This window comes from Morganella sp. GD04133, from assembly GCF_029835375.1.
In the GTDB taxonomy this organism is placed as follows: Bacteria; Pseudomonadota; Gammaproteobacteria; order Enterobacterales; family Enterobacteriaceae; genus Morganella; species Morganella morganii_B.
In genome coordinates this window covers 1-25427 of the sequence record NZ_JAODZS010000004.1, presented here as the reverse complement: position 1 = coordinate 25427, position 25427 = coordinate 1, and the positions used below count along the sequence as shown (strand labels likewise).

Below are 25427 nucleotides of genomic sequence, written 5' to 3'. Positions count from 1 at the left end.
GCGCGGATGAGCGTGCTCCGTCAGCCGGGGAGAAATATGATGAGTGCTTCAAAGAATAAAATGAGCGTATTACAGCTCACGATATTAACCGCAGTGAATATGATGGGATCCGGCATCATTATGCTGCCGACAAAACTGGCGGAAGTGGGGACGGTTTCTATTCTGTCCTGGGTTGTGACCGCTGTCGGCTCTATGGCACTGGCTTATGCATTTGCCAAGTGTGGTATGTACAGCCGCCGCAGCGGAGGGATGGGAGGTTACGCGGAATACGCATTTGGTAAATCCGGTAACTTTATGGCGAATTACACCTATGGTGTTTCTCTGCTGATTGCAAACGTTGCGATCGCGATTTCTGCCGTCGGTTATGGTGCTGAACTGATGGATGCGGCGATGACGCCGCTGGGTATCTGTATTGCCACAATTGTGGTGTTGTGGATTTGTACGGTGGCAAACTTCGGCGGTGCACGGATCACCGGACGGATCAGCAGTGTGACTGTCTGGGGGGGCATTATTCCGGTTGTCGGTATTTCGGTTATCGGCTGGTGGTGGTTCAGCCCTGAACTGTATGTTAATTCCTGGAACCCGCATAACTTTCCGCTTTTTGAGGCGGTCGGTTCCTCTATTGCGATGACATTATGGGCATTTTTAGGGATGGAATCTGCCTGTGCTAACAGTGAGGCGGTTGATAATCCTGAGAAAAATGTGCCGATAGCGGTATTGGGCGGAACATTAGGTGCAGCGGTTATTTATATCGTATCAACAAACGTCATCGCCGGTATTGTACCGAATATGGATCTGGCAAACTCGACTGCGCCGTTTGGCCTGGCATTCTCACAAATGTTTACGCCGGGTGTGGGTAAGGTTGTTATGGCGCTGATGATTATGTCCTGCTGCGGTTCATTATTAGGCTGGCAGTTCACTATTGCGCAGGTATTTAAATCATCATCCGATTCCGGTTATTTCCCGAAAATCTTTTCTGCCGTTACCAAAGCGGATGCCCCGGTAAAAGGTATGCTGGTTATTGTTATTATTCAGTCTGCACTGTCGCTGATGACCATCAGCCCGTCACTGAATAAACAATTCAATGTGCTGGTTAACCTGGCGGTTGTTACCAATATTATCCCTTATATCCTTTCCATGGCTGCCATGATTATTCTGCAGAAAGTCGCCAATGTGGATCCTAAGAAAGCACGGACAGGCAATGTGATTGCATTTATCGGTGCTGTTTATAGTTTCTATGCGCTGTATTCATCCGGTGAAGATGCTGTGATGTGGGGGGCGCTTGCCACCTTCCTCGGCTGGACACTGTATGGCTTTGTTTCCCCGCGGTTTGAAATGAAACAAAACCAGGACGTAATGATGAAATAACGAACACTCTCCGGTGGGTTCCTCCCGTGCAGTAACGGCGGGAGGATTTTTTCCTGCAGCGAAACAGCCGGAATGTATACGGACAGCAATCTGTCTATTCCGCATAACAGAGATAAAACGTAATGACAGCAATAATGACAAAGCCGAAACGGGGACGACCGCCGAAAAACCATGATGCAGGTACCGATGTAAAAGAAATATTGATCCGCAGCGGTACGGAAGTGTTTACCGAAACAGGATATATGACGTCGGATATCAGCAGAATATTAACAAAAGCAGGTATTCCGAAGGGATCTTTTTATTATTACTTTGGCAGTAAAGAAAATTTTGGTGTGAAAGTGATACGTCATTATGACCGCTGTTTTTCTCATCTGCTGGATAAATGTCTGTCTGATACCACATTGCCGCCACCGGAAAGATTACTGACATTTTGCAGGATTGCCAAAGCCGGAATGGAAAAATACCACTGGCAGCGCGGGTGCCTGATCGGTAATCTCGGGCAGGAAGTTGTCAGTCTGCCGGCAGGGTATTGCGAATTACTTAATGACATTATTACCGGCTGGCAAAAGAAAGTGGAAGATTGCCTTCTGGAAGCACAGGCACAAAGTCTTATTTCCGGAAATATTGATTGCAGGCAGATGGCAGTCTTTTTCTGGGCTGGCTGGGAAGGGGCGGTCATGCGTGCCAAACTGACCCGCAACGGTGAACCGCTGGATCTGTTTATTACTATTTTTATGAAGCAGATACTGGCATAACAGCCGGGAAAGATGATAATTCCGGGCTGAAAAATGGTTTTCTCTGATAGCAGGCGGCAGTGTTTCCGGATACTATTTCCATCCTATGAAAGCCCGTAAACGCCTTGTTCTTGTCATTCTGTCCGGTATTATGCTGGTTTCTGTCCTGTTTATATCCGGGGTCATTCTGGCCATGGATAAAACACCGTATTACGATATTGACCGGAACGGGAAACCATTCGGGCACTCCGTTTTCACATTGTATGACGACCAGGTTTATGCCGCTGTGCCGTCTGACGGGTATTTTTTAATCCCCGGTGCGGATCCGGACAGTTTCCGGTTATTGCCTGACAATAACAACCATAATGGCCGGCAATTTGCAGCCGATAAATATCACGCCTGGTGTGGTAATCTTCCCGTTGCGGGTTTTAATCCTCAGACGGCGGTTACTATCGGGAATGGCTATTTTACCGATGGTAAAAATACCGTTTTCTGTGCTCCGTATACGCGGATAAATAATGAACTGTCCGGTCTGCAAAAGTTGTATCAGGAATGGCGTTACGGCTGGGGGCTGAGTGATAAGCCTCTGACTTACTATTATCCGCAGCAGCCATTGCCGTCGTCAGCCACACCTTACCGGATATTACCGGATTCCGGTCTTATCAGTAACGGAGAGCAGGTTTTCTTTGACGGTAAATTAATGCCGGGGGCAAATCCGGCGGCATTGCGCCCTGTGGCTGTCCGGCAGGATGATAAATCAGTGCGTGAGAGCCAGGTATTTTATCACGACGGGGAACATGTTTATTATCAGCACCATTTATTACCGCTGAAAGATACAGAATCACTGTATGGTTTTTACCTCGGTAATTTATTTCAGGAAGCCTATTTATTTGATCCGCAAACCGGTCAGGCGGCCATGAATAATGTCGTATTCCCGCCGGAATATGCGCCTTACCGTGTGATCAGTTACTATGGTCAGCATGTTAATCAGGGGCTGTTTTTATCCCGCCGGGGTGTTTATTTTTATGACCGGAAAAAAGAAAAAATCCGCCGCGCCGGGGATAACCCGCCGTTGCAGGATAGCTGTCAGGAAATATCACCGCTGATTTTCATCTGCGGCAATGAAACCCGGTATTTGCAGGGGGCGGAATCATGGGGCGGCCGGAAATCACCGGGGCTGATTTCCCGCAGTACGATACTTTATCGTCTTGATGATAATACAGCGGATAACTGGGTAAAAGTCGGCGACATTACCTCTCACCATTACGGGGAGGTCTGGCAGAAAGGCGGGCAATATTATTATTTTGACCGGCTGGGCGCATCACAGCTTATGCGCGGACCAATCTATTTAATTCCGGAGAATACGACTGTACGCGCGTTACTGAGTGATGACCTGCGGGTCGATGACCTCCGGAAAATGGCGCATGACGGGCGTTTGCAGGCGGTTTCCGGTACAGAAATGCTGAAGGCCACCACCCGTTATAAAGAGAGCATGTTCAGTTTCCTGAATTTTTCGGATGATGACTGAATAACCGCGATTATTTTTCTTATTGAGAATAAATTGCATTTGACAAATGCACTCAGATTCATAGAATAGCGCCATCAAAGGTCAATTCTCTGACCCGTAAGCGTTTACGTTAATCAACGCATGTAACTTTGTGCATTACAACAGTTATGTGTTGTTGTGTCGTCACTATACGGAGTCGTCTATGTCTTTTCAGGACAAAAATTATATTTTAGGTTTTCCGAAGCTGCCTCAGCGCGCGTTAATCTTTCTGGTGCCTTTTTTCTTATCGCTGGTGATGAGTGGTATTGTTTCGTTTATCAGTACCGTCAAAGCACTGGGATTCTCCTGGCTGCTGGTTTCTCCGTGGCTGACATCATGGGGAATATCCTGGGCTATTGCGTTCCCGACCGTCTTATTTGTTCTGCCGTTCGCCCGCAAATTATCGTTATTACTGGTCAGAAGTTCATAATGACGGGATCTGAATCCCTAACCATTGCCGGAAGTGTTTTTTCCCTTTTCCGGTAATTGTCACTTCCCGGTAGCCCGGCGTGCGGATCAGCCAGCCCTGTTGCTCACAGTGCGTGAATAGGGCGGCACCCAGATAGCCGCCGAGGTGAAACCGGCGTTCACTCCAATCCAGACAGCCGCAGCAGAAAACCCGTTTTACGGTATGGGCGGCAGGCAGCCCGAGCGCAGTCAGTGCAGATTCGCCGGATACCGTCAGCGCCGTACCGTCAGCGGTTATCCAGCCTTTTTCCTGCATCGCATCATATACAGCCACTGCCGTTTCCCCGGCCAGGTGGTCATAACAGGTTCTGGCCTGCCGTAAATGCGGCGGGGCGGAGGATTTGCGGATGGCGGCTGTTACCGGAATGCCGGTGAGATTCATCATTTTTTCGATGATTTCGGCCACGTTTAATCCGGCCAGCTGATAATAGCGGTGACGCCCCTGCGGAATACAGATGATCAGCTTTCCGGCGACCAGTTTTGCCAGATGCGCACTGGTGGTGGAGGCACTGATATCTGCGGCAATGCTCAGTTCAGTTGCTGTCCAGGCTCTGCCGTCCATCAGGGCGCAGAGCATGCGGATGCGGGACGGATCAGCCAGTGCGGCAGCCACACCGGCAAGCGCGGTTTCTAACTCAGACGTGTGTTCTTCTGACATATCAGCTCCGCCGATTATTCCTGCCCGAAATCATATTCACGGGTGATTTCAGCAATACGGATGCGGTAAAAAGAAAAAATATCCGCTTTACCTTCTTCCTGAGCCCGGCGGTGCTGCAGGTTTTGTTTCCATTTCAGCAGAGAAGCTTCGTCTTCCCATAATGAGAGCGATAATAATTTGCCCGGTGTGCTCAGGCTGGCAAAACGTTCAATGGAGATAAAGCCCTCAGCCTCACTGAGCAGCGGGCGCAACCCGGCGGCGATATCCAGATAACGGGATTGCTTATCTTCCGGCATAGTCACTTCAAAAATTACAGCAAACATAGGCTTCTCCTTATGCAGTCCGGCTAATCATAACGGAAGCGCAGAGAAAACACTTCGCTGAGTAACGAAATAAGAAGAATTATGTCCGGTAGCGGACCGCGATTGCCAGCAGGATTAAAATCACACCGGTTATCTGCACCACCGGATGTGACGGCATGCCGTGCTGTAGGATATCGATAATAAAGCCGGATAATACCTGACCACAGATAGCCAGAATGGTGGTCAGTGTGGCACCGAGCAGCGGCAGAATATAACTGTTTATCACCACGAAACAGGCACCGATAATACCACCGGTGAATGCGATCAGCGGAATGTTACTCAGCGTGACAGGGAATTGCGGCAGGTAAAACAGAACAACCACACTCAGGAAGATAAACCCGGCGATATGATTAACCAGCGAAGCATAAAACGCATTACTGCTCTGAGATAATCTGCCATTGATGCTGCGGCTGAAAATAATGCAAATGCCATTTGTCAGCGCAATACTAATATAAAACAGTAACATTATTATTTTCCTGCAATGATCAGAATACAGCCGCTGAATAACAGCAGCAGTGTCAGCCCGTCGCTGCCTGTCGCTTTGCGCCGTGTCAGTCCCATCAGACCAAAATGGTCGATAATCAGCCCTGTCACTATCTGCCCCGCAAGCATCAGCACAATCGAGCCGGAGAGTGACAGCGGGCTGTTAACAGTGATCGCCGCCAGCAGTACGGTAAATGCACCGGGTATCCCGCCGAGATAGCACCACCGCGGAATTTTCGCGCCGGCGCGGCGTTGCGGCAGGTGTTTTTTCACTGTCAGCCAGATAATCAGGGCAACCACAGCGCCGATACCGTGTGTCAGCCAGGAGGCGTGCAGCGGGGAAGTAAAGGTGGATAAATAGCTGTTGCTCATAATCATCAGGGTGAGTAATACCCCGGAAAGTAAGGCAATCAGCGGTAACAGGATCTCTTTTTTCATTATCATTTTTCACGTTATTGCGGACGGAGAGAGTATAGAGATTGCCGGTGCCCGAAATAAACGCTATAAACAGAAAAACAGCGTTTCCTGTAAGTTGACAATGAAGAGGGTGCTATGGATTTTTCGCTGTTACCGGTGTTTATTGCGATCACCGAGCAGGGGAGCCTGACAAAAGCGGCAGAGTATCTGCATATGACCAAATCGGCGGTCAGTAAAAAACTGGCGGCGCTGGAAACACAAACCGGCATCCGGCTGGTCACCCGTACCACGCGCCATTTGCAGCTGACGGAAGCCGGACAGCTTTATTACACCTATCTGAAAAAAGCCCATCAGGCGGTGCTGGACGGGCAGGATGCATTGTCACATTACAGCCGTGAGGTTGAAGGCACACTGAAAATCAGTGCCCCGGCGGTATTCGGCAGTCTGCATCTGGCTAACATAATGCCTGAATTTTTACAGCGCTGGCCGTCATTACGGGCGGAAATGGTGTTTGATGACAAGCTGACGGACCTGGTCGGGGAAGGGTTTGATCTGGCTGTCCGGATCGGTGAATTGCAGGATTCCTCGCTGATTGCCCGCGTGTTGTCCCCCTGCCGCAGTGTGTTGTGCGCGTCTCCCGCCTATTTGGCACGACACGGCACACCACAGGATCTGACTGACCTGAAAGCACATAATTGCCTGTTTTACAGCTATTTTCAGGCCGGTCAGTCCTGGACATTTCTGCACCGGGGAGACGTCGTGCGTTTTACCCCGCAGGGCACGCTGCGCGCCAACAACAGTCTGGCGCTGCATCAGGCTGTTTTGCAGGGAACGGGGATCTGCCAGCTGCCGCAGTTTATCGCTGCACCGGATATCCGTGCCGGGCGGCTGCTCCCGTTACTGCCGGAATACCCGCTGCCGCTGCATCATATCTATGCGGTTTATCCGGATCGTGACTATCTGCCGAAAAAAGTCTCCGCATTTTTACATTTTTTGCAGGATGCGCTGGGCACGGAAGGGCCCTATCAGAAAGAATATGAACAGGATTTATCCGCCTTTCAGGCAGCAGAAAGGGCGGGGATACCCGCCCTGATTGTTACTTAACGGCGCTGTCCATCAGGATAAAACGCGGTTCGGCGCGCTGATATTGATTAATCGCGGCGGAAGTGCTCACTGGCGCAATGGGCATCCAGCGCGGCCTGATCCGGCCAGGTTTCGATAAAAACAAAATGCCCCGGGTCTTTCTGATCGACAAACAGATCATAACTGATACACAGCGGCTCACGGCGAGTGGCGGCAACCAGTTCTTCATACATCGGCATCAGGATCTCAACGGCATCCGGCTGCATAAAATCTTCAGCAATCACTTTTAACATTATCTTCCCCTTGTCCGGTGCGGACAACAACATGAAATATCTGCAAATGACTTCCCCGGCAAGCCGTGTAAATTCTGACTGATAACCAGAGCATAAATCACAACAACTACCGGTATAACATTGAGGGGGCAGAATGTCATTATCATTAATCGGCGCAATTAATCTGTTGAAATCCAAAAAATGGATCGACCTGACACACGCATTTAATGCGGATTCACCGCACTTTTTTATGTTTGAACCGGCGGAGTTTAAAACGCTGTTTGATTACCGCGACGGCTTTTTTGCCCAGCAGTTTACGTTTCCCGGCCAGTACGGCACCCACATTGATGCACCGTGCCATTTTGTGCAGGGGCGGCGCTTTGTTCATGAACTGGAACTGAAAGAACTGGTACTGCCGCTGGTGGTGATTGATCAGTCCGCCAGGGCACAGCAGGATGCGGATTTTGCGTTATCCGCAGACGATGTGCTGGCGTTTGAACAGGTTCACGGACGTATTGAAAGCGGCAGTTTTGTGGCACTGCGTACGGACTGGAGCAAACGCTGGCCGTCACAGGCACTGATGGATAATAAAGATGCGGAAGGAAACAACCATATTCCGGGATGGGGAATGGATGCGCTGGAATTTCTGTTCCGTGAGCGCGGGATCAGTGCCGTGGGGCATGAAACCTTTGATACCGATTCGGCGCAGGATTTCCGCAAAAACAGTGCGTTGCTGGCGGAATATTTTGTACTGGATCAGGATGCATACCAGATAGAGCTGCTGACCAACCTCGATAAAGTCCCGGCCAAAGGCGCGGTGATTTTTAATATCGTGGCAAAGCCGGACAATGCGGGCGGATTCCCGGTCCGGTCATTTGCGATTTTGCCGGATTAATGCGGCGTATCAGCGGAGATTAAACTGAGAGAACGTCAGCTGGTTATTCACATAGAGCAGTTGATTGAGCTCGGCGGCAATCAGCGATTTGAGGTCACTGCCGGATAATGTTTCCGGCAGTGACTGCCAAAGACGGGATAAAATAAATTCCTGCTGTTCGCCGTATTCATCATAGCGGGACAGGATCTGTAAGAGTGAGTCTCTGGTTATCTGTCCGGCATGTTTTGTTTTTTTCAGATCACAAATCACCGGAGCCAGTAAGCTTACACAGATATCCCGGTATTCCTGACTTTCGGCAGGGAATGTCTCCAGTGTCTGCCATAACAACCGGCGTTCATCGGTAAACACAGGTGTGACAGCTGTCGTTTCAGTGTGACGGTACATAAATATCAATCCTCTGCGGTTATCAGGCAAATGCCGTTCGTGTGTTATTTCCCGTCGTGGTCACTATTTTATTTTTATTGGCATGTGTCATCAGATAAAAGGGATATTGCTATCCCTTTATCCGGTGTATTGACCGGTACTGTCAGCACCAGTGTATTTTATCTGCCGTCAGACAGATATTGCGGTTGTTCAGCCACAGATACAGCTGATTATCATCATTGTTATTTTTCAGCTGCAAAATCAGCTGCACAACAGTGCGGAAATAGTCCGGGATACCGTTGTCCGGTAAGGGTTTATGATGATAAATAACATCACGGAACAGATTAATAAAATGACGCAGTGTGAACGGAATTTCCCGGCGGAGAGCATAAATATCCTGCTGTATCCGGGAAAGATCCTGTGCGGATTCAGTGAGACAGTGTTTAATATCTGACAGTTCAGTCTGTTCCGGTTGCGGATAATATGCACTGTACAGTGTATACAGGGCCGACAGCTGGCTGTTTATTATCCGGCTCCGGCGGTATTCTTCTTCCCGATCCCACAGTTTACGGTGTGCGTCTTTTATCCGGTATTCATAAGTTTCATTTAATAGCCAGTCCACCCAGTAACGGGACCCGGATAATATAATGGTGTCAGACAAACAGGTATCCCAGTTATCAGGATAAGCCTGTATTGTTTGTCTGATCATGGTCAGGTCACGATACTGAAAAGGAATATTCCATTTCTTTCTGCGGCGGAACCAATCCGTTTTTTTTAAATGGTCTATCTGCTGACGTGTAAGATATTTAGATAATAAATCATTCTCGTTACAAACGTCTTCTGAATTATATATTTCATCATCTGACAGATAACGATGACAGGTCGTTTTATTAAGCATAAATCCCTCTGGCTGAATAAAAGTGAAGCAAAGGAACGCAGCTTAACAGACCCGTTTTTTTCCGGTGTTATTTTTGTTTTCTGTTTTTATCACTATTCGTCAGTTTATATGATTACTCCGGGCTTTGCTGGGTGTAAATCCGAAACGTTTACGGTAACTTTGGGTAAAATACGACTGACTTGAGAACCCGGCTTCCATGGAGACATCAACAATACTCATCTGGGTATTGAGCAGAAGCTGATGGGAGAATAATAACCGCCGTTCACTGATCCAGGCCCGTGGTGATGTGCCGTATACCGCACCAAACAGCTCTTTGAAGGTTGTCAGACCCATACCAAATTCCCGGGAAAATTCATTTAATTTCCAGTCTTTCAGATAATGTTTTTCCATAAAGGTCTGCAAGCGTTCCGCCTGGCGGTTACTCAGCTGGCGCAATACCGACATCAGCCGTGTGCCTTCCTCACTGAGGGCGATAATTAATAATAATTCTTCCAGTTTCAGCTTTATCAGCGGTGACGGTGCATTATTACAGTAAGCATCATAAAACCCGCTGATACTGTTTTTCAGCATGGCGGACTGCGGGAAGTAAATGAGCCCGGATGTCGGATCCGCAACGCGGTGAAGATGGCTGAGAATATCTGAAAAGCGGTGCAGGAAATCCCGAAGAAAATGGTTACTCAGCGGAACCCATAATAAGTTAATATCGCCGGAAATATGCTGATATGCATAGCTTCCCTGGTTGGAAAAAATAACTTCATTGTCATGAAGGGTGTATGAGTTTATGCAATCCTGCCATTTCATTTTTCCGGACATCAGAAGGTAAAGACCTTTTTCCTGTTGTTCGGTAATATTGAAAATATCAGGCTCAACAATAACAGACTGTATCTCTTTATTATTGTCAGATGTCAAAGTACATGAGTTCATGGGCATCTCAGAGTAAACAATACGGCGTAGTTTTCGGAAATTAAATAACAGGGACAGTGTCAATCCATCCGATATAAATAATTATATAACTAATGTCGGACTTTTCTACTTGATACGTAGTTTTTATGACATTAACGGCCTTATTTATTGGTTTGAGTGCTATTTTATTTACATGGTGAATAACTTTAACGAACAGCAAGTAATGTCATGATGAATTATGTATTTTAAATGCTATTTTCTTGTTGTTATTTTGTGTTAATCCATGGAATATATATACAATTAATTATCATTGAATCTGTTTTTTTGATAAAAAATTGAGCGGGAATGAATTAATACTGTAGTTGCCGGTGCAGTACAGCGTATTATTCTGCAAAGATGTAGCCATTGTTTTAATTTTGATAATTAACGTTATTATATTTAATATTATGTTTTTATTATGTTGCGGTTGGCTGATTTGAATTTTTTGGGTGAATATCAATCGTTATATTATTTATGTTATGGATTGTTTCCGGCGGGGAACGCCACCGGCATGACAGATGATACGCCGTTTCGTGATGACTGTCCCTTGCACCACTCACCGTTTTTAATCATTATATAAAAAAATATATAACGAGTGAGGTTACTATGTCGTCCCGTCGTCTGATGCTCTCCGCATTTCTGTTCTGCTGTTCCGTTCCGGCTGTGATGGCCGCTGAGTTACATATGTATGCCGGTGCCGGTCTGCGCCCGCCGATCGAAAAGGTGATCAGTCAGTTTGAAAAAGAGACCGGTAATACGGTAACGGTGGAATATGGCGGTTCCGGGCAGATCCTGACCCGGTTTGAACTGACAAAGCAGGGCGATCTGTTTTTCCCGGGATCGGCGGATTATGTGGAAAAGCTGCAGAAAGAAAAACAGGTGACGGACAGTTATCCGATCGTCCGGCATATTCCGGTGATTGCGGTACGCAAAGATAAAGCAGACGGAATTAACAGCATTGCGGATCTTGCCGCAAGTAATCTGCGTATCGGTATGGGGGACCCGAAAGCCATTGCGCTGGGCCGCAGTGGTGAGGTATTGCTGGATGCCAGCGGTTACGGTGATGCACTGCGGGAAAAAGTCATTGTCCGGGCGGCCACAATTAAACACCTGTCGATGTATCTGCTCAACGGTGAAGTGGACGCCGCCGTTATCGGCCGCGCCGATGCGATGAAAAACCGCGATAAACTGATGATTCTGCCGTCACCGGAAGGCAGCCCGGAAGAAGTGGCCACGCTGGCCGTGCTCAGCACCAGTGCATCCCCGGCTGAAGCAAAACAACTGGCGGAATATTTTGCCTCTCCGGAAGGGATCAATGCCTTTACCGATTACGGTTTTCTGCCGGTCAGACCGGCTGACACGCACTGATCCCGGTATTACAGATGTATCCGGTGATGAAATGGGCGCTGGTGCCCCTGTTACTGTTGTTGTGTCTGATTACCGGGTCTCTGCTGGCGTTACTGTTTCAGGTAACGCCGGCACTGCTGACTCAGCTGATTACCGATCCTGAATTTCATTTTGCGGTACTGATGTCACTGGCGACCTCACTGACATCACTGGTACTGGCATTTCTGATCGCGGTACCGGCAGCCTGGGTGATGGTGCGGGGGGATTTCCCCGGCAGGCGGGTGGCGGATGCACTGTTTGATATCCCGCTGGTCACACCGCCGCTGGTGATTGGTATCGGGCTGTTACTGCTGCTGGGCAGTCAGGGGCCGCTGGCCGGGATTTTTCCGCAATTGGGGCGCTGGCTGTTTTCCCCGCTGGGTGTGATTATCGCCCAGACCTATGTCGCGTCAGCGGTGCTGTACCGTTCAGCGCAGGGGGCGTTTGCTTCAGTGGATCCGGCTTATGTCCGTACTGCAATGAATCTCGGGCTGACTCCCGGAAAAACCCTGTTGCTGGCGGAAATCCCGTTATGCCTGCAGGGATTGCTGAGCGGCGGGATCCTCGCCTATTCCCGGGCGCTGGGGGAGTTCGGCGCCACACTGATGCTGGCCGGTGCCACCCGCTTTAAAACCGAAACCCTGCCCATGGCAATTTATCTGAATATTGCCAGTGGTGATTTTTCACTCGCGCTCGGCTGCGCACTGATCCTGATGGCACTGGCGATTGTGCTGCTGGTCGCATTACACCGGCTGAAAAGGCAACCTTCACATGCTGCACGTTGAACATCTGAGTGCGGGGATCCTGCAGGATCTCACGCTGACATTGCCGCGCGGACAATGTACCGCGATTTGCGGCCCTTCCGGCAGCGGAAAAACCACATTACTGAACTGTATTGCCGGTTATCTGCCGTATCAGGGCACTATCCGGCTCGGGGATGTTCCCCTGGATCCGCTGCCGGTCTGGAAACGTCCCTGCCGTTATCTTAATCAGCGGCTGTGGCTGTTTCCGTGGCTGACAGTGATGGGCAATTTGCGGCTTGCACAGTATGCCGCCGGGCTGAAGCGGGATAAATCACAGGCGATGGCACTGCTGGACAAAATGCAGGTCGCACACCTGGCGGCACGTTTTCCGCATCAGATTTCCGGAGGGGAACAGCAGCGGGTGGCACTTGCCCGCGCACTGATCTCACCGCCGGCATTGTTGCTGCTGGACGAACCGTTCTCCGGGCTGGACCGGGCGACCCGCAGACAGTTATGGCCGCAGATTAATCTGCTGAAAGAAGAAGGGATCACCACGATTCTGGTCACACATGAACCTGAAGAGGCAGAGGCACTGGCACAATACCATTTAGCAGCAGAAGGCGGAAAAATCCGGGGGACGGCAGGGGCTTGAGAGGGATAAAATCGTGACGTAATTGTGATATTTTTATTCTGCCCTCTTCAGTTAATGTAGATACCGGAGAGGGCGGTGATGGATTGTAATGAAGGGATGCTGTCTCAGGGTACACGGAGTGTATCCGGCTATAGTCACCGCTTTCTCTATTTCCTTGATTACATACTGATACTGCTCTTAATCCGCCCTTTACCGGAGTGGCGGCTGCGTACAATATGCAAAAGTATCTTCCGTAACGTAAAAATACCATCACAAAGGTCTGCCATGCTTAATATTATGCTGACATCCCTTTGGTTTTTATGGGGATTGTTACTGTATGCAGTGATAGCCGGACACGCATCGTGGCCTGTTTATTTAACGGGTATCGCCGCCGTCATCTGTGCTATTACGATTCTCCCGGAAAGGAAAAGGAAAAACGTCATGTTCGGTAAGAAAAAACAAGCAGATATCCCTGAAACGGCGCCGGTTGCGGCACCGTTGCAAAAAACCAGAGAAGAGAGAGAAGAAGAGGAACGAAAAACGGCTGAACTTAGCGCACAGGCGAATGAAATTTCCCAGTTGCTGTCCGCGCGTGGTGAAGAGAAACAACGCCCGCTGGCATCGCTTGAATCCCGCCAGCCGACGGTTATCAGCAAAGAAACCCGCATGACCGGTGATATTGAAATCAGCGGTAACCTGCAAATCTGGGGTAAAATCAAGGGACAAATCAAAGCCCGTTCCGGCTCGGTCAGCATTATGCAGTCCGGTGTGGTGGAAGGGGATATTTTTGCCGAAACCCTGCTGATTGACGGCGTGCTGACCGGCACCTGTACAACCGAGCAGGTGGAAATTCTTGAGCACGGTGAACTTAACGGCGTCTGCCGGGCCTCTAATTTCTCTATCCGCAAAGGCGGCACCTTTATCGGCCAGTCAGAGCCGTATGCCCCGGCCGGTAAAACCGCTGCAACGCCACAGACACCACCATCCCGCCCGGAGAATAATAAACCGGCAGCCGTGACTGAGCGGAAAGCGTCTGAAAAAGCAGACGCTGCGGCAGAGAAATCACCGGAATCCGCACCGGAATCCGCTCCGGAATCCCCGTCACAGAACGGTAACGGTAAAAACAAAGAGCCGCAAAAAGTCCCGTCTGTCTTTAAGCGCGTGTAACCGCGCTGTCCCCGCGTAAATCCGTTATACTCCTCCGGTATATTTTATGAATGAACCGGAGGAGTATATGCTTACCCTTGATACCCCGCGCCTGCATCTGCGTCCCTGGACGCCGGAAGATTATGCACCGTTCCGCGCACTGAATGCGGATCCGCAGGTGATGCGTTTTTTTCCGGCCTGTCTGAGTGCGGCAGAGAGTGATGCAATGGCGGATGAAATTATCCGCCGCTTTGAACGGCAGAAAGTATTCGGGTTATGGGTGGCGGAAGAAAAAAGCAGCGGGGAATTTACCGGGTTTGTTGGTCTTAATATCCCGTCCGCGCCGTTTGATTTCAGTCCGTGTACTGAAATCGGCTGGCGTCTGGCGAAACGCTTCCACGGTAAAGGCTATGCGACCGAAGCGGCAAATGCGGTGCTGCATCATGCCTTTATGACGCTGAATATGCCGGAGATTGTCGCGTTTACCGCGAAGGTGAATCTGCCTTCCGAACGGGTGATGGTAAAGGCGGGGATGCAGTATCAGCGCGAGTTTTTGCATCCGTCACTGGAACAGGGACATCCGTTACAGACACATGTGCTGTATAAGATCACACAGGCGGATTACCGCGCGCGTCAGTCCTGATTATTGCGGGGCGTGCGGCGGCGGGGAGGCAGGGGCGGCACCGGTTTTTTGTCATCAATAAGATGACGGACAGCCAGGATCGGATGATGCCACAGCATACGCGGCCCGGCCCAGCGCATAATCACTTTCATCTCTTCCCGTGGCTTTGGCTGATAACAGTGTACCGGGCACTGTTTACAGGCCGGTTTGTCTTCACCGTAACGGCATTTTTCCAGCCGTTTCACCGCATAGGCCAGCAGATCACGATAATGTTCCGGAGCATCTGCCGGTGCCGGATGGTGCTGTTCATACAGTTCCACCATACGGGTAACGGTTTTGATTTCCCGTAAAATACGTTTGCCGGTCATCGAAAACTCCTCTTTCGTGCAGTAAAGCCCATAAATTTAAATACCGTGCTAAAAATTTGCTTTCTTTTTATTTAAAAATAAAATACTGTATATGCATACAGTTTACGGAGAGCAACATCATGCGTATTGAAATTCTGTTAGATAAACGAAATGCAGTGCCTGCGCATCTTATTCAGTCCCTTGAAGTCCAGTTAAAACGCCGGATCCTGCCGTTATATCCGGATATGCAGTTCCGTATTGCGCAAAGCAGCCAGACCACAATTAATATCTCCGGCGTGAAATCCCCTGACGATAAACAGTCGCTGATGGATACTATTCAGACCATCTGGGAAGATGACAGCTGGATGGATGATGACAATACACCCTCATGATTTTCTTCCTGTTACAGGAAACGCTATCTCCCGGTTTTTGTGCCTTCAGGGGAGATAGCGGTTTTTTTACGCCATTCAGTGATTGCAGATTTTCTCAGCTGATGTGCTGAACCCCTCTTCAGTACCGGTAAACTTTCCGCGTGCCGCCAGAAAACTGACCAGCGCTTTTGCATCCATATTCTCTGCTGAGCAGGTATGGAAGCGGGTATCTTCACCGAACGTGGCATGAATAGCCGCGATAAGTGATTCTGTGGTGTAATGCTTCCCGCTTTCAATAATCATATTCATGACCTCGTGGCCATGGACAGACGTTTTCTCAGACATAATAACTCCGGTCGGATAATAAAGATGTAATTATTATGCATCTTTTGAGGTGCAATAGATTGCGTCAGGTCAGATAATGGTGCGAAAGGAAAGGAGGCATAAGATAACGCCCGCGAAAAAGGGCGTTATCTGACAGGGGGAGAAACTACTGACACTCCGCTAAAATGCGCTGCATCTCATCTTTAACGTGCAGTTTTTCTTTTTTCAGTCGGACGACATTGTCGTTATAGCCTGCGCCGTTCGGGCCTTCAAGCTCGGCAATTTCATTATTTAACTGATGATGCTTCAGATACAGTGCGGCAAAACGAGGATTTGAGTCTTTAAGCTGTGCTATAAGGGCTTGCTGATCAAGTGGCATAGAACCTCCTGTTTGACGGGGAATACAGCCTTTTCAGTATAACAAATACACGCTGGAATGCATGGGTCGTATCGTTATATCCGTGATCGGAATGGCATAAATGGATCGTGATTTATTGATGGGGTTGATGGTACACCGGCCGGGTTATTGGTTTAACGCACTGCCTATGGTGATTTATCTGAGATTATATGCCGGTTTGTAAGAATATTCTGTGTTTTACTCTGGCAGTGAACTAAAGATTATTATAATGTTCTTAATAGTCAGCATGAAGATTATGAGACGATTTCATAATCAAATGGACTTATAAAACAAGGTAATTATTTGATGAAAAAATTGATCCTTCCTGTTATGGCCATGTTCGCCGCCGCCGGCGCTTATGCTGAAGAAGCAAAAACCGCTGATATGGAGCCGCTGAAGATTGTGAAAACCGACAATGGCATGAGTGAGCTGAAACATTTCCCGCAGGCTGCGTCAGGTCAGGTTCGCCATGTGATTGCCGTAGAGCCGAAATCTGATGAAGGGCAGTACAAAATCGAGCTGGTTGTCGGTAAAAAACAGATGGTGGACTGCAACCGTCAGTGGTTCGGCGGTACGCTGACACAGAAAACCGTTGAGGGTTTCGGTTATGACTATTATGAGGCCGGCGACTTAACCGGGCCGATGTCCACCATGATGGGCTGCCTCAATAATGAAAAACATGAAGCGTTTGTCAGCGCTAACCTGGGTGACGAAGCCTTTGTCCGTTACAACAGCCGCCTGCCGGTTGTGGTGTATGCCCCGAAAGATGTGGAAGTAAAATACCGTATCTGGAGCACGGATAACCAACTGCTGGATGCACCGGCAAAATAATCCGTTACTATCTGACATATAAAACACGGCATCCGCCGTGTTTTTTTATTCGGTTCTGTCATCATTTCGTCGTACACTTAAACCCATACTGTTTACGGGCGTAATTGTCGTCTATTACTGAGGCTATTGATTATGGAATTTCAGCCATCCCGCCAGATAGCAACCGCGCTGCAATGGGTTCTGAATATTGCACTGCTGATTTTAGGTGTGCTGCTGATTGTATTTATGGGAAAGGAAACACTGACGCTGATTAATCTGCTGTTTTCCGCGCAGGAGAAAACAACCTATCTGTTATTAGACAGTATCGTGACCTATTTCCTTTATTTTGAATTTATTGCCCTGATTGTGAAGTATTTTTCGTCGGGCTACCATTTCCCGCTGCGCTATTTTATCTATATCGGCATTACGGCGATGGTGCGTTTAATTATTGTCGATCACTCAGATGCCAATGCGACATTCCTGCATACTTTGTCAATACTGGCGCTGACCGTGGCGTTATATCTGGCAAATACCGATAAGCTTAAACGCAGCTGAAATAATATGCCCCGCAGTGACGCGGGGCAGAATAGACAAACGGGTTCAGCGGATAACCATCACCGATGTTTTGGCGTGACGGACAATCGTTGCTGCGGTAGAGCCGAGCAGGAATGTTGCTGCACCCGGGCGGTGAGAGCCCATCAGGATCAGGTCGGCGTTAATCTCTTTGGCATAAGAGAGAATTTCGTTTTTGGCTGATCCGATAGCCGCGTGCAGGGTGTACTGACTTTCCGGCACAGCAATTCCTTTAATAATTTCTTTCAGTGCGGCAAGCGCCAGCTCAATGCGCTCTCCGGATTCCCGCATACTGACCGGCATTGAGGCGTATTCCACCCCGAAGAACATTTCCACGTTAGGGATAACGGTGAAGAAATGGATCTTCGGATGATCAATTTTCGCCAGTGCCTCCACATGGGGCAGCATTTTGTCTGTCAGGTCATCTTCAAGAATATCAATCGGAACCAGAATCGTGTTGTACATACAGCCTCCTGTTAACTGAAATCAGTGTCAGTATGACAAAAAATGACAGCGTGTGTTGTGATCATGACGGCAGCTTATTTAATTTGTGAAATGAAAATAACTATCGTTTATTTTTATTATTAACAATAATAAAAAGGAGAGCGTGAATTAAAGAAAATAATGCTAACGCAATCAGAGAAGGCGAATGAAAGAAGACGTTTTAAAAGCGATAAGAATAATGATTCTCAGTTATAAAAATCAAATAAAATCATAAAATTGGAGACGTGAAAAAAAGATTGTGGCATACTGCGGATGCTGAATTAATATTCTGCGTTAACCTTATTAATTGTAATTCTTTATTTCCTGTTCAGAAAGAACGGCATTGATCCGTTTGCTGAACTATAATGATTACGATCCACAGCAAGTATTTGCTTTGTATTAACCACAAAAATAATGTGGAATTAAATTATGTCTAATATACCTGCACAGGCGGATGAAACCGCCGAAAACAGCGCGGATATCAGCCGTGAGATAAAATTCGCGGCCGCGAAAAAAAGCACCTGGGTCAGTGTCTGGGTGAATACCCTGTTGTCTGCATGGCAGATAGTGGCGGGGATTTTCTCGCATTCACAGGGTCTGATTGCTGACGGGGTTCATACACTGTCTGACCTTATCGCTGATTTTGTGGTGCTGATTGCTAACCGCGGCAGCCGTAAAGCGCCGGATGAGGAACACCCTTACGGCCATTTCCGTTACGAGAATGTGGCATCGCTGGTGCTGGGCGTGCTGTTGCTGGTGGTCAGCGGCGGGATGCTGTGGACCGCCGGTTCACGGATTATGTCACCGGAAACCATTCCCGAAGTACACTCGCTGGCGCTGTATGTCGCGCTGCTGGCACTGCTGGCGAAAGAGGGCCTGTTCCGCTATATGCTGCATGTGGCGCGCAAAGTAAAATCCAATATGCTGGAAGCCAATGCCTGGCATGCCCGTTCGGATGCGGCATCATCACTGGTGGTGGCCATCGGTATCACCGGCAGTCTGCTGGGGTACAAAATTCTGGATCCGATCGCCGCGCTGGTGGTCGGGTTGTTTATTCTGCGCATGGGGGTGAAATTTACCCTGCAGTCCCTCCAGGATTTAATGGATCGCGGTGCGGATGAAGAAACCGTTGCCAGAATCACGCAGTCTGTGATGGAAACCCCGGGAGTGGAAGGGGTGCATGATCTGAAAACCCGTAAGTCCGGCGATTATCTGCTGGTGGATGTCCATATTGAAATTGATGAAAACCTGACGGTCAAAGAAGGCCATGATATCGCCATTGCAGCGGAAATGAATATCCGCCGTGACCCGCAGGTGCTGAGTGTGATGACGCATATTGATCCTGCCCAGTCCGTTCGTGCCGGGCTGACAACCTGATTATTATCTTCTGACAGAATCCCCGTTACGGGGATTCTGTTATTAGTTGCACCTGTACCCGGTTTAATTAGAATGGCGGGCATAATGACATTAATGATCAGAATTCTGCGGGTATGATGAAATTTCGGGGATGGGAAAAATGCAGCTTCAGTGATTATGAAGCCTGCTGTGAGACGTTTGGTTATAATGCGGAAACCTCGCCGCACTATATTAAGTTTGCCATGGCGCAGGGCATTGAACCGGATTTCTACGCCTATACAAAAAAAGGTGTGATTGAAGGTGCGGTCTGCACAGATAACGGCTGGCTGGCAAATGACGATAAAAACCCGGAAAACAGTCTGAGGTGGATGTATTTCCCGCGCTATTCCATCCTGCTGCCATTTAATAAAAACGTTAAATGTTTTCTGCCGTTTAAGACCAAATCCCTGAGTACAGAATGCCGTCAGTTTTATAACAGTTCATTTTCGCTATTTTCCCGGCGTCATGTGGCCGTTTCAAAAGATCTGTCTGCTTTTTCTTCCAAAACCAAAGCCACGAGGAAAAAAGAGATCCGTAAATTTATGGCGGATGGCGGGACATTTGAAAGTGTCAGCACGGTCGCGCCGGATTTTTTATTTGAAACCTACTTCCGGTTATATGCCGGCCGGCGCGGGCATGAGGTGGAGAATAATCCGGTTATCCGCGCACTTTTTCATCATTGCTATAATCATTTTTTCGGGGAAATTGCATTTTTTGACGGTAAAGCGGTGGGTATTCAGTTATTGCTTTCCACACCGTCAAAGCGGGGAACATTTATTGATTTTCTGAACATCGGCTACGATATGAGTTTACGCAAATATTCCATCGGCACGATGCTGATGTGGCGCAATCTCTGTCTGACAGCGGAACTGCCTGCGCCGGTGACCTATTCTTACGGCATGATGTCGGGGGAATATAAAACCCGCTGGTGTGACCCGGTCAGTATCGGTCGCTCCATCACCTTTTGACGGAAAATACAGACATTTTCCTGTATTTTTATAAAGAACTGCGGGAAAGGCGGATAAACCGGCCCTGTTTATCCCGGTGCAGGGAATAGAGTGCTTTTTTATCCCGCGCGGATAACCAGATTTCATCCTGTCCCTGATCCTGCGTCCGGTAAAGATAATAACCGGCATTATTCAGGTAATTTTTCAGTGGGGTACAATCCCGTGCATCATGAAAAACCACACTGCTCATTTCAGAAATTGTCCCTGCTGTCGGGATATATTCAAACTGATAGTTTTCCGAGATCCGCGGGGCATTGCGTATCCCGCTGTCCGTGTACATATAGTAACGGTAAATATCGGATTCATGATAAATAATGCGCCCTGTTTCATGAAAAAACAGAAATAAGCCAAACAGCAAAACAGGAATACAAAGAAGTGATAATCTGATTTTTTTCATGCGCTGACCTTCAATACGTTGTCTGTATTTTTCCTGAATATCCGTATTCCGGAATAGTGTGCTACAGATCAAACGATATCAGCGTTCGACGCTATCGTATTTATCTGATAATTATGGAAATTAATAATTATCTGAAAGGGTTGGAAATAGCAGAAACAGCAGATTATCCGGCAAAAATAATCTGCTGTGTGCGGTCGGGATAATTACTGTTGCAGCGCCTGCGGATTGACGCAATTCTGACTGACATTCCCCTTCAGGGCGCGGAGAACATTATCCGCAGCACAGGCCGCCATGGCATAGCGGGTTTCATGGGTGGCGGAGCCGATATGCGGCATCAGCACGACATTATCCAGCGACAGCAGCGGTGAATCCGGCGGCAGCGGTTCCTGTTCAAAAACATCCAGACCGGCGGCGAGGATCGTTTTCTCTTTCAGCGCCTGTGCCAGTGCGACTTCGTCGATCACGGCACCGCGCCCGATATTGACCAGAATGGCACTGCGTTTCATTTTCTCAAACTGTTCGCGACCGAATAAATGGCGGGTTTCCGCTGTCAGCGGCAGGGTGATACAGACAAAATCCGATTCTGCCAGCAGGGCATCGAGCGAACGGTACTCCGCCTGATACGCTTTTTCGGTTTTTTCATGGCGGGAGCGGGCATTGTAGAGCACTTTCATGCCGAATCCGCAGTGCGCCCGGCGCGCCAGCGCGTCACCGATGCGGCCCATTCCGGCGATCCCCATCGTTTTATGATGAACATCGCAGCCGTACCAGTCCGGCGTGATGCTTTCCGTCCACTCGCCGCGTTTCACCCGTTCAGAGCTGATAATCATTTTTCGTGCCGTTGCCAGCACCAGCGCCATGGTGGCATCGGCAACGGTTTCGGTCAGCACATCCGGGGTATGCATCAGCACCACATTCCGCGCACTGAGGGCAGAGACATCAAAATTGTCATAACCGACGGTGATGGTGGACGCCACCCGCAATTTAGGCGCCATTGCCAGAAAACGGGCATCAATTTTCCCGCCGGAGCCGAGGATAGCATCCGCTCCGGCCAGCAGCGGTTTCACTGGCGGGTCAATGTCCGGATCAATTTCCGGCACGCGCTGAACATTGCATTCAGCGGACAGGCGGGTGAGGATGTCGTCAGGAATATCGCGGTAAACAAGAACGGATGGTTTCATCATGACCTCTCTGAGTGAAAAACTCACAAAATAATCTCTCTTTGATAGTATGATCATTATCACTATATTAACAATAAATCTGACACTGCATCCGAAAGGCGTTATCCCATGATAAAAATGCAAAAAAGCCACTGGCTGTCCGGCTTTCAGTGGTATTTCTTTATTTTCTGCAATACGGTGCTGATCCCGCCGACACTGCAATCTGCGTTTCATCTTTCTGACGCCGCCACGCTGACCATCACACAATACAGTTTTATTGCCACCGCGCTCGGCAGCCTGGTGCAGGTGTTTACCGGTCACCAGCGTGCGATTATGGAAGGGCCGACCGGCCTGTGGTGGGCCACCATTCTGGGGATCGCCGTGGCGGAAGCCTCTTTCGGCACCTCTGCGGGCGTGACCGGCGCAAACCTTGCTATCGGGATTGCCTGTGCGGGACTTATCACGCTGGTGATTGGTTTTACCGGCGCAGGAGCCCGTATCGCTCGGATTTTTAATCCGGCGGTGATGGCGGTGTTTATGTTTATGATAGGCGCGCAGCTGGTCTCTATTTTTCTGAAGGGGATGCTGGGACTGCCGTTCGGTATTATGCCGCCGGATGCCACCGTGAATTACCCGGTCTTTTTCCTCGCGCTGGCAACGCTGATCCTGGTGCTGGGCGTGATTGTGTATGCCCCGGTATCGGTGGCCAAATATGCGCTGCTGATTGGCGTGTTGCTGGGCTGGGGAGCTTACGTACTGCTGTTTTCCCCGCCGGGACGGGACGTGGCATCCGCATCATGGGAATTTCTGCCGCTCGGCAGCACTGACGGGTTTGAATTCCGCTGGGGCGTGATTATCACCTGTATCCTGACCGGGTTGCTGAATATCAGTAATACCTTCGGCGCTATCCGTTCGACGGATGTGTTTTACATGGATAAATTGCAGGAAAACAGTGTCCTGTTCCGGCGCAGCTTTATTGTCACCGGTTCGGTGACGCTGCTGACCGCGCCGCTGGCCGTGGTGCCGTTTGCGCCGTTTGTCTCCTCAGTGGGATTAATCACCCAGACCAATGACAGCAGCCGGACATCCCTGGTGGTCGGCAGTGTGCTGTTTCTGCTGATGGGACTTATTCCACCGGTGACACTTTTCTTCAGCGGGTTACCACTCGCCATCGGCAGTGCCGTGATGCTGGCGACCTATCTGCCGCTGATGTTTTCCTCACTGGCCTTCGTGGATAAAATTTCCCTGAATGCGCGCAATATTTACCGGCTGGCAATTCCGTTGTTTGTGGGTATTTTTCTGATCAATCCGCCAGCGGTGTTTATCAGTGACCTGCCGGTGCTGCTGCGTCCGATGCTGGGGAACGGCATGCTGGTGGCGATCCTGCTGGCGGTGTTGTCAGAAAGTCTGGTGCGCTGGGATAAGGTAAAGTAGGGCAATTCTGCGGCATTTTTCCGGATGCGCGGGAAACTGTGATAGACTTTGTGTCTGTTCCGGCTCCGGAAAATGCACTGACAAAAGGATATTTATGACGCACAAACTCTGGCTGGCAACCGCACTGCTCCCGATTTTGCTCAGCGGTTGTGCCGCGCCTCTGCCACCGGCGCAGACGCAGGAAAACTGCCCGGATTTCACCGGTGTTTATCAGTTACCGCTGCAGGGGGAGTCACAGAGTATTGCCCTGACGCTGCTGGATAAATCCACCAATCAGTATGGTGTGGGCGTGAAGGACAAAAACGGTGTTGATCATTTTACCTCACGTCCGTATCAGGGCGATATGGTGCGGATGGATAAAAAAGAGATGAACGGTCAGCTGGCATGCAGTGTGATGATTGACCAGGTGGGGCTGATTAAGCAGGTTGAAAAGGGCGGCCCGATGCCGGGCTTCCCGGGGATTGCCCGCAACGATGATATTAAGATGGCCACCGGCTATGCGTTGTTTATTTTCAGTCCGCAGGGGATTGATTTTATTAACCTGATTAAAACATCAGATGTGGTACCTATCGAGTTACAGCCACCGCGTTGATTGCATTAAGGTGGATTATGACGCCGGTGATTCCGGTCATCACCCTGTTACATAAAGTCAGCAGTTCATAAATGTAAAAAGCCACCGTCCGGTGGCTTTTCAGTATATAAATGGCAATTGTGTAATAACAAAAAATACAATTAAACTTTAAAAATCAGTCAATTGAAATTCGTTAAACAACTGTGAACCGCCAAAAGTTACCTGAGTGTGGACACTTCATCGGCTTATAATTGCTAAATTGAGATATCACCTTTCAATGGATTAAACAAAACAGCCAACTGCAAATAATCAGGTGAAAAATGCGCGTATGCCATTGTCTGATTAATATTGGCATGGCCTAATATTTGTTGCAGCGCAACCAGATTTCCACCGTTATATTCGTGCGGTCTGAGTTCGCTGTAATACCCGACGATATAACCCGTTATTGCATGAGCAGCTTCACTGAAGCTGATGTAGCCGGTCACCGGCACCCACTCGTTTTTCAGGTTCCTGAAGAAGCGCTCCATCGGACTGTTATCCTGGCAGTTTCCGCGCCTGCTCATACTTTGCCTGATCCGGTATCGCCACAGTAACTGCCTGAACTGCCTGCTTGTATAGTGACTACCCTGATCACTGTGGAACATAATCCCGGATGGCTTACCGCGTCTTTCCCATGCCATTTCCAGTGCTTTGGTGGTCAGCCTGCTGTCCGGAGAGAACGACATTGCCCACCCCACGGGTTTCCGCGCAAACAGATCGAGTACCACAGCAAGGTAAGCCCGGCGGTGAACCCCGAACACATGGCAAAGCGTGGCTGCAGGATAATGCGCTCTGAGTTTCCTGATTATCGAGAATTGTTCAGGTGGCCAAGTTTATTAAGCCACGACACTACAGTGAAAAAATTGAGTGCGGAGCTACACTTTTATTTCTAAGTAAATTTATATGAAAAGGAGCATGAAATGAGTTTAAAAAAGATGGTGATTATGGGCTCAATAGCTAGCTCGATAATAATTACAAACAATGCAATATCTGCGGAAAGTGTCGGTTATTCAAACATTATAAACAAATACAAGCAAGATGCCGGGAAGGATAAATGCCTAAGGACATTTTCTAATAATAATTTAGTTTCCATTGGTGACTG

The 25427-nt window shown here is 48.9% G+C and carries 32 protein-coding genes and 2 pseudogenes; 19 read left to right on the top strand and 15 right to left on the bottom strand.

The annotated features are described in order from the left end of the window. The first annotated feature begins 39 nt into the window (after positions 1 to 39). From potE to N7387_RS02520, 4 genes are all read left to right on the top strand, one after another. Positions 40 to 1368, top strand: coding sequence for a putrescine-ornithine antiporter (gene potE / locus N7387_RS02535; RefSeq protein ID WP_279796811.1), 1329 nt, complete (start codon positions 40 to 42; stop codon positions 1366 to 1368). Positions 1369 to 1502: 134 nt separating this feature from the next. Then, positions 1503 to 2123 (top strand): TetR/AcrR family transcriptional regulator, encoded by a 621-nt coding sequence (locus tag N7387_RS02530; RefSeq protein ID WP_279796591.1) that lies wholly within the window; start codon positions 1503 to 1505, stop codon positions 2121 to 2123. A gap of 85 nt (positions 2124 to 2208) precedes the next feature. Continuing rightward, the gene (locus N7387_RS02525; protein WP_279796589.1) at positions 2209 to 3630 is read left to right on the top strand and encodes a DKNYY domain-containing protein; all 1422 of its coding nucleotides are present in this window, start codon (positions 2209 to 2211) and stop codon (positions 3628 to 3630) included. Positions 3631 to 3811: 181 nt separating this feature from the next. Beyond that, positions 3812 to 4078: a DUF2798 domain-containing protein gene (locus N7387_RS02520; RefSeq protein ID WP_004238319.1), complete on the top strand. Its 267-nt coding sequence runs from the start codon at positions 3812 to 3814 to the stop codon at positions 4076 to 4078. Here the strand turns inward: N7387_RS02520 and N7387_RS02515 are convergent. The 4 genes from N7387_RS02515 to N7387_RS02500 form a co-directional block, all read right to left on the bottom strand. Then, the gene (locus tag N7387_RS02515) at positions 4073 to 4774 is read right to left on the bottom strand and encodes a winged helix-turn-helix domain-containing protein (protein WP_262860694.1); all 702 of its coding nucleotides are present in this window, start codon (positions 4772 to 4774) and stop codon (positions 4073 to 4075) included. The genes N7387_RS02520 and N7387_RS02515 overlap by 6 nt on opposite strands. Before the next feature lie 14 nt (positions 4775 to 4788). Next, a complete protein-coding gene (locus tag N7387_RS02510; protein ID WP_279796574.1) occupies positions 4789 to 5097 on the bottom strand; it encodes an antibiotic biosynthesis monooxygenase in 309 nt (102 codons plus the stop codon). Between the two features lie 79 nt (positions 5098 to 5176). Further along, a complete protein-coding gene (locus N7387_RS02505) occupies positions 5177 to 5602 on the bottom strand; it encodes a DMT family transporter (RefSeq protein ID WP_279796572.1) in 426 nt (141 codons plus the stop codon). A gap of 2 nt (positions 5603 to 5604) precedes the next feature. Continuing rightward, complete coding sequence (locus tag N7387_RS02500) at positions 5605 to 6057, bottom strand: DMT family transporter (RefSeq protein WP_279796570.1); 453 nt, start codon at positions 6055 to 6057, stop codon at positions 5605 to 5607. 114 nt (positions 6058 to 6171) lie between these two features. On the opposite strand from N7387_RS02500, the gene N7387_RS02495 reads away from it, so the two are divergent. Beyond that, complete coding sequence (locus tag N7387_RS02495; protein ID WP_279796568.1) at positions 6172 to 7140, top strand: LysR family transcriptional regulator; 969 nt, start codon at positions 6172 to 6174, stop codon at positions 7138 to 7140. Here N7387_RS02495 and N7387_RS02490 read toward each other — a convergent pair. Next, positions 7133 to 7412, bottom strand: a pseudogene (locus tag N7387_RS02490) (putative quinol monooxygenase). The gene N7387_RS02495 and the pseudogene N7387_RS02490 overlap by 8 nt on opposite strands. Positions 7413 to 7545: 133 nt before the next feature. Here N7387_RS02490 and N7387_RS02485 point away from each other — a divergent pair. Further along, positions 7546 to 8286 (top strand): cyclase family protein, encoded by a 741-nt coding sequence (locus N7387_RS02485; RefSeq protein WP_262883419.1) that lies wholly within the window; start codon positions 7546 to 7548, stop codon positions 8284 to 8286. A gap of 9 nt (positions 8287 to 8295) precedes the next feature. Here N7387_RS02485 and N7387_RS02480 read toward each other — a convergent pair whose 3' ends face one another. The 3 genes from N7387_RS02480 to N7387_RS02470 form a co-directional block, all read right to left on the bottom strand. Further along, positions 8296 to 8670: a guanylate kinase gene (locus tag N7387_RS02480; RefSeq protein ID WP_279796567.1), complete on the bottom strand. Its 375-nt coding sequence runs from the start codon at positions 8668 to 8670 to the stop codon at positions 8296 to 8298. A 142-nt stretch (positions 8671 to 8812) separates the two neighbouring features. Further along, a complete protein-coding gene (locus tag N7387_RS02475; RefSeq protein ID WP_279796564.1) occupies positions 8813 to 9547 on the bottom strand; it encodes a hypothetical protein in 735 nt (244 codons plus the stop codon). Positions 9548 to 9646: 99 nt separating this feature from the next. Further along, a complete protein-coding gene (locus N7387_RS02470) occupies positions 9647 to 10456 on the bottom strand; it encodes an AraC family transcriptional regulator (protein WP_025152843.1) in 810 nt (269 codons plus the stop codon). A 657-nt stretch (positions 10457 to 11113) separates the two neighbouring features. Between N7387_RS02470 and modA the strand changes: the two genes are divergently transcribed. The 5 genes from modA to N7387_RS02445 all read left to right on the top strand — a co-directional run bounded on the left by modA (position 11114) and on the right by N7387_RS02445 (position 15038). Then, positions 11114 to 11857, top strand: coding sequence for a molybdate ABC transporter substrate-binding protein (modA, locus tag N7387_RS02465; RefSeq protein ID WP_346658593.1), 744 nt, complete (start codon positions 11114 to 11116; stop codon positions 11855 to 11857). A gap of 14 nt (positions 11858 to 11871) precedes the next feature. After that, positions 11872 to 12660 carry an ABC transporter permease gene (locus N7387_RS02460; protein ID WP_029990853.1) on the top strand — a complete coding sequence of 263 codons (789 nt, stop codon included), beginning with the start codon at positions 11872 to 11874 and terminating at the stop codon, positions 12658 to 12660. Continuing rightward, positions 12647 to 13270 carry an ATP-binding cassette domain-containing protein gene (locus N7387_RS02455; protein ID WP_279796560.1) on the top strand — a complete coding sequence of 208 codons (624 nt, stop codon included), beginning with the start codon at positions 12647 to 12649 and terminating at the stop codon, positions 13268 to 13270. Before N7387_RS02460 ends, N7387_RS02455 begins: the two co-directional genes overlap by 14 nt. Positions 13271 to 13690: 420 nt before the next feature. After that, positions 13691 to 14416 carry a polymer-forming cytoskeletal protein gene (locus N7387_RS02450; protein WP_262862236.1) on the top strand — a complete coding sequence of 242 codons (726 nt, stop codon included), beginning with the start codon at positions 13691 to 13693 and terminating at the stop codon, positions 14414 to 14416. A 46-nt stretch (positions 14417 to 14462) separates the two neighbouring features. Beyond that, the gene (locus N7387_RS02445) at positions 14463 to 15038 is read left to right on the top strand and encodes a GNAT family N-acetyltransferase (protein ID WP_262864009.1); all 576 of its coding nucleotides are present in this window, start codon (positions 14463 to 14465) and stop codon (positions 15036 to 15038) included. Here the strand turns inward: N7387_RS02445 and N7387_RS02440 are convergent. Further along, positions 15029 to 15385 (bottom strand): nitrous oxide-stimulated promoter family protein, encoded by a 357-nt coding sequence (locus N7387_RS02440; protein WP_262883423.1) that lies wholly within the window; start codon positions 15383 to 15385, stop codon positions 15029 to 15031. The two genes, N7387_RS02445 and N7387_RS02440, sit on opposite strands and share 10 nt — an antisense overlap. Positions 15386 to 15504: 119 nt before the next feature. On the opposite strand from N7387_RS02440, the gene N7387_RS02435 reads away from it, so the two are divergent. Further along, positions 15505 to 15756, top strand: a complete 252-nt coding sequence (locus tag N7387_RS02435; protein ID WP_025152850.1) for a DinI family protein — start codon at positions 15505 to 15507, stop codon at positions 15754 to 15756. 75 nt (positions 15757 to 15831) lie between these two features. On the opposite strand, the gene N7387_RS02430 is transcribed toward N7387_RS02435, so the two are convergent. Both N7387_RS02430 and N7387_RS02425 read right to left on the bottom strand, forming a co-directional pair. Beyond that, positions 15832 to 16080, bottom strand: coding sequence for a YecH family metal-binding protein (locus N7387_RS02430; protein ID WP_262883424.1), 249 nt, complete (start codon positions 16078 to 16080; stop codon positions 15832 to 15834). A gap of 145 nt (positions 16081 to 16225) precedes the next feature. Further along, complete coding sequence (locus N7387_RS02425; RefSeq protein WP_024474907.1) at positions 16226 to 16438, bottom strand: DUF465 domain-containing protein; 213 nt, start codon at positions 16436 to 16438, stop codon at positions 16226 to 16228. A 324-nt stretch (positions 16439 to 16762) separates the two neighbouring features. Here N7387_RS02425 and eco point away from each other — a divergent pair, with 324 nt between their 5' ends. Both eco and psiE read left to right on the top strand, forming a co-directional pair. After that, the gene (gene eco / locus N7387_RS02420; RefSeq protein WP_262861271.1) at positions 16763 to 17287 is read left to right on the top strand and encodes a serine protease inhibitor ecotin; all 525 of its coding nucleotides are present in this window, start codon (positions 16763 to 16765) and stop codon (positions 17285 to 17287) included. 129 nt (positions 17288 to 17416) lie between these two features. After that, entirely contained in the window at positions 17417 to 17821 is a 405-nt protein-coding gene (gene psiE, locus N7387_RS02415; protein WP_186724502.1) for a phosphate-starvation-inducible protein PsiE, read from the top strand. A gap of 45 nt (positions 17822 to 17866) precedes the next feature. Here psiE and N7387_RS02410 read toward each other — a convergent pair whose 3' ends face one another. Beyond that, positions 17867 to 18304: a universal stress protein gene (locus tag N7387_RS02410; RefSeq protein WP_045138057.1), complete on the bottom strand. Its 438-nt coding sequence runs from the start codon at positions 18302 to 18304 to the stop codon at positions 17867 to 17869. Between the two features lie 447 nt (positions 18305 to 18751). On the opposite strand from N7387_RS02410, the gene N7387_RS02405 reads away from it, so the two are divergent. Next, positions 18752 to 19699, top strand: a complete 948-nt coding sequence (locus N7387_RS02405; RefSeq protein WP_262861272.1) for a cation diffusion facilitator family transporter — start codon at positions 18752 to 18754, stop codon at positions 19697 to 19699. Between the two features lie 113 nt (positions 19700 to 19812). Next, complete coding sequence (locus tag N7387_RS02400) at positions 19813 to 20685, top strand: GNAT family N-acetyltransferase (protein WP_279796546.1); 873 nt, start codon at positions 19813 to 19815, stop codon at positions 20683 to 20685. Between the two features lie 28 nt (positions 20686 to 20713). Here the strand turns inward: N7387_RS02400 and N7387_RS02395 are convergent, their stop codons facing one another. Beyond that, the gene (locus N7387_RS02395; protein ID WP_262861274.1) at positions 20714 to 21121 is read right to left on the bottom strand and encodes a hypothetical protein; all 408 of its coding nucleotides are present in this window, start codon (positions 21119 to 21121) and stop codon (positions 20714 to 20716) included. Positions 21122 to 21324: 203 nt separating this feature from the next. Further along, entirely contained in the window at positions 21325 to 22302 is a 978-nt protein-coding gene (gene ghrB / locus N7387_RS02390; protein WP_279796807.1) for a glyoxylate/hydroxypyruvate reductase GhrB, read from the bottom strand. Between the two features lie 108 nt (positions 22303 to 22410). Here ghrB and N7387_RS02385 point away from each other — a divergent pair, with 108 nt between their 5' ends. Beyond that, on the top strand, positions 22411 to 23715 hold the full coding sequence (locus N7387_RS02385; RefSeq protein WP_262861275.1) for a uracil/xanthine transporter: 1305 nt from the start codon (positions 22411 to 22413) through the stop codon (positions 23713 to 23715). 94 nt (positions 23716 to 23809) lie between these two features. Next, positions 23810 to 24307: a hypothetical protein gene (locus N7387_RS02380; protein WP_279796544.1), complete on the top strand. Its 498-nt coding sequence runs from the start codon at positions 23810 to 23812 to the stop codon at positions 24305 to 24307. Positions 24308 to 24540: 233 nt separating this feature from the next. On the opposite strand, the pseudogene N7387_RS02375 reads toward N7387_RS02380, so the two are convergent. Next, positions 24541 to 25149 (bottom strand): annotated as a pseudogene (locus N7387_RS02375) (IS3 family transposase); the annotation flags it as partial. A gap of 96 nt (positions 25150 to 25245) precedes the next feature. Between N7387_RS02375 and N7387_RS02370 the strand changes: the two are divergent. Next, a partial coding sequence (locus N7387_RS02370; protein WP_279796541.1) for a hypothetical protein occupies positions 25246 to 25427 on the top strand: 182 nt, incomplete at its 3' end.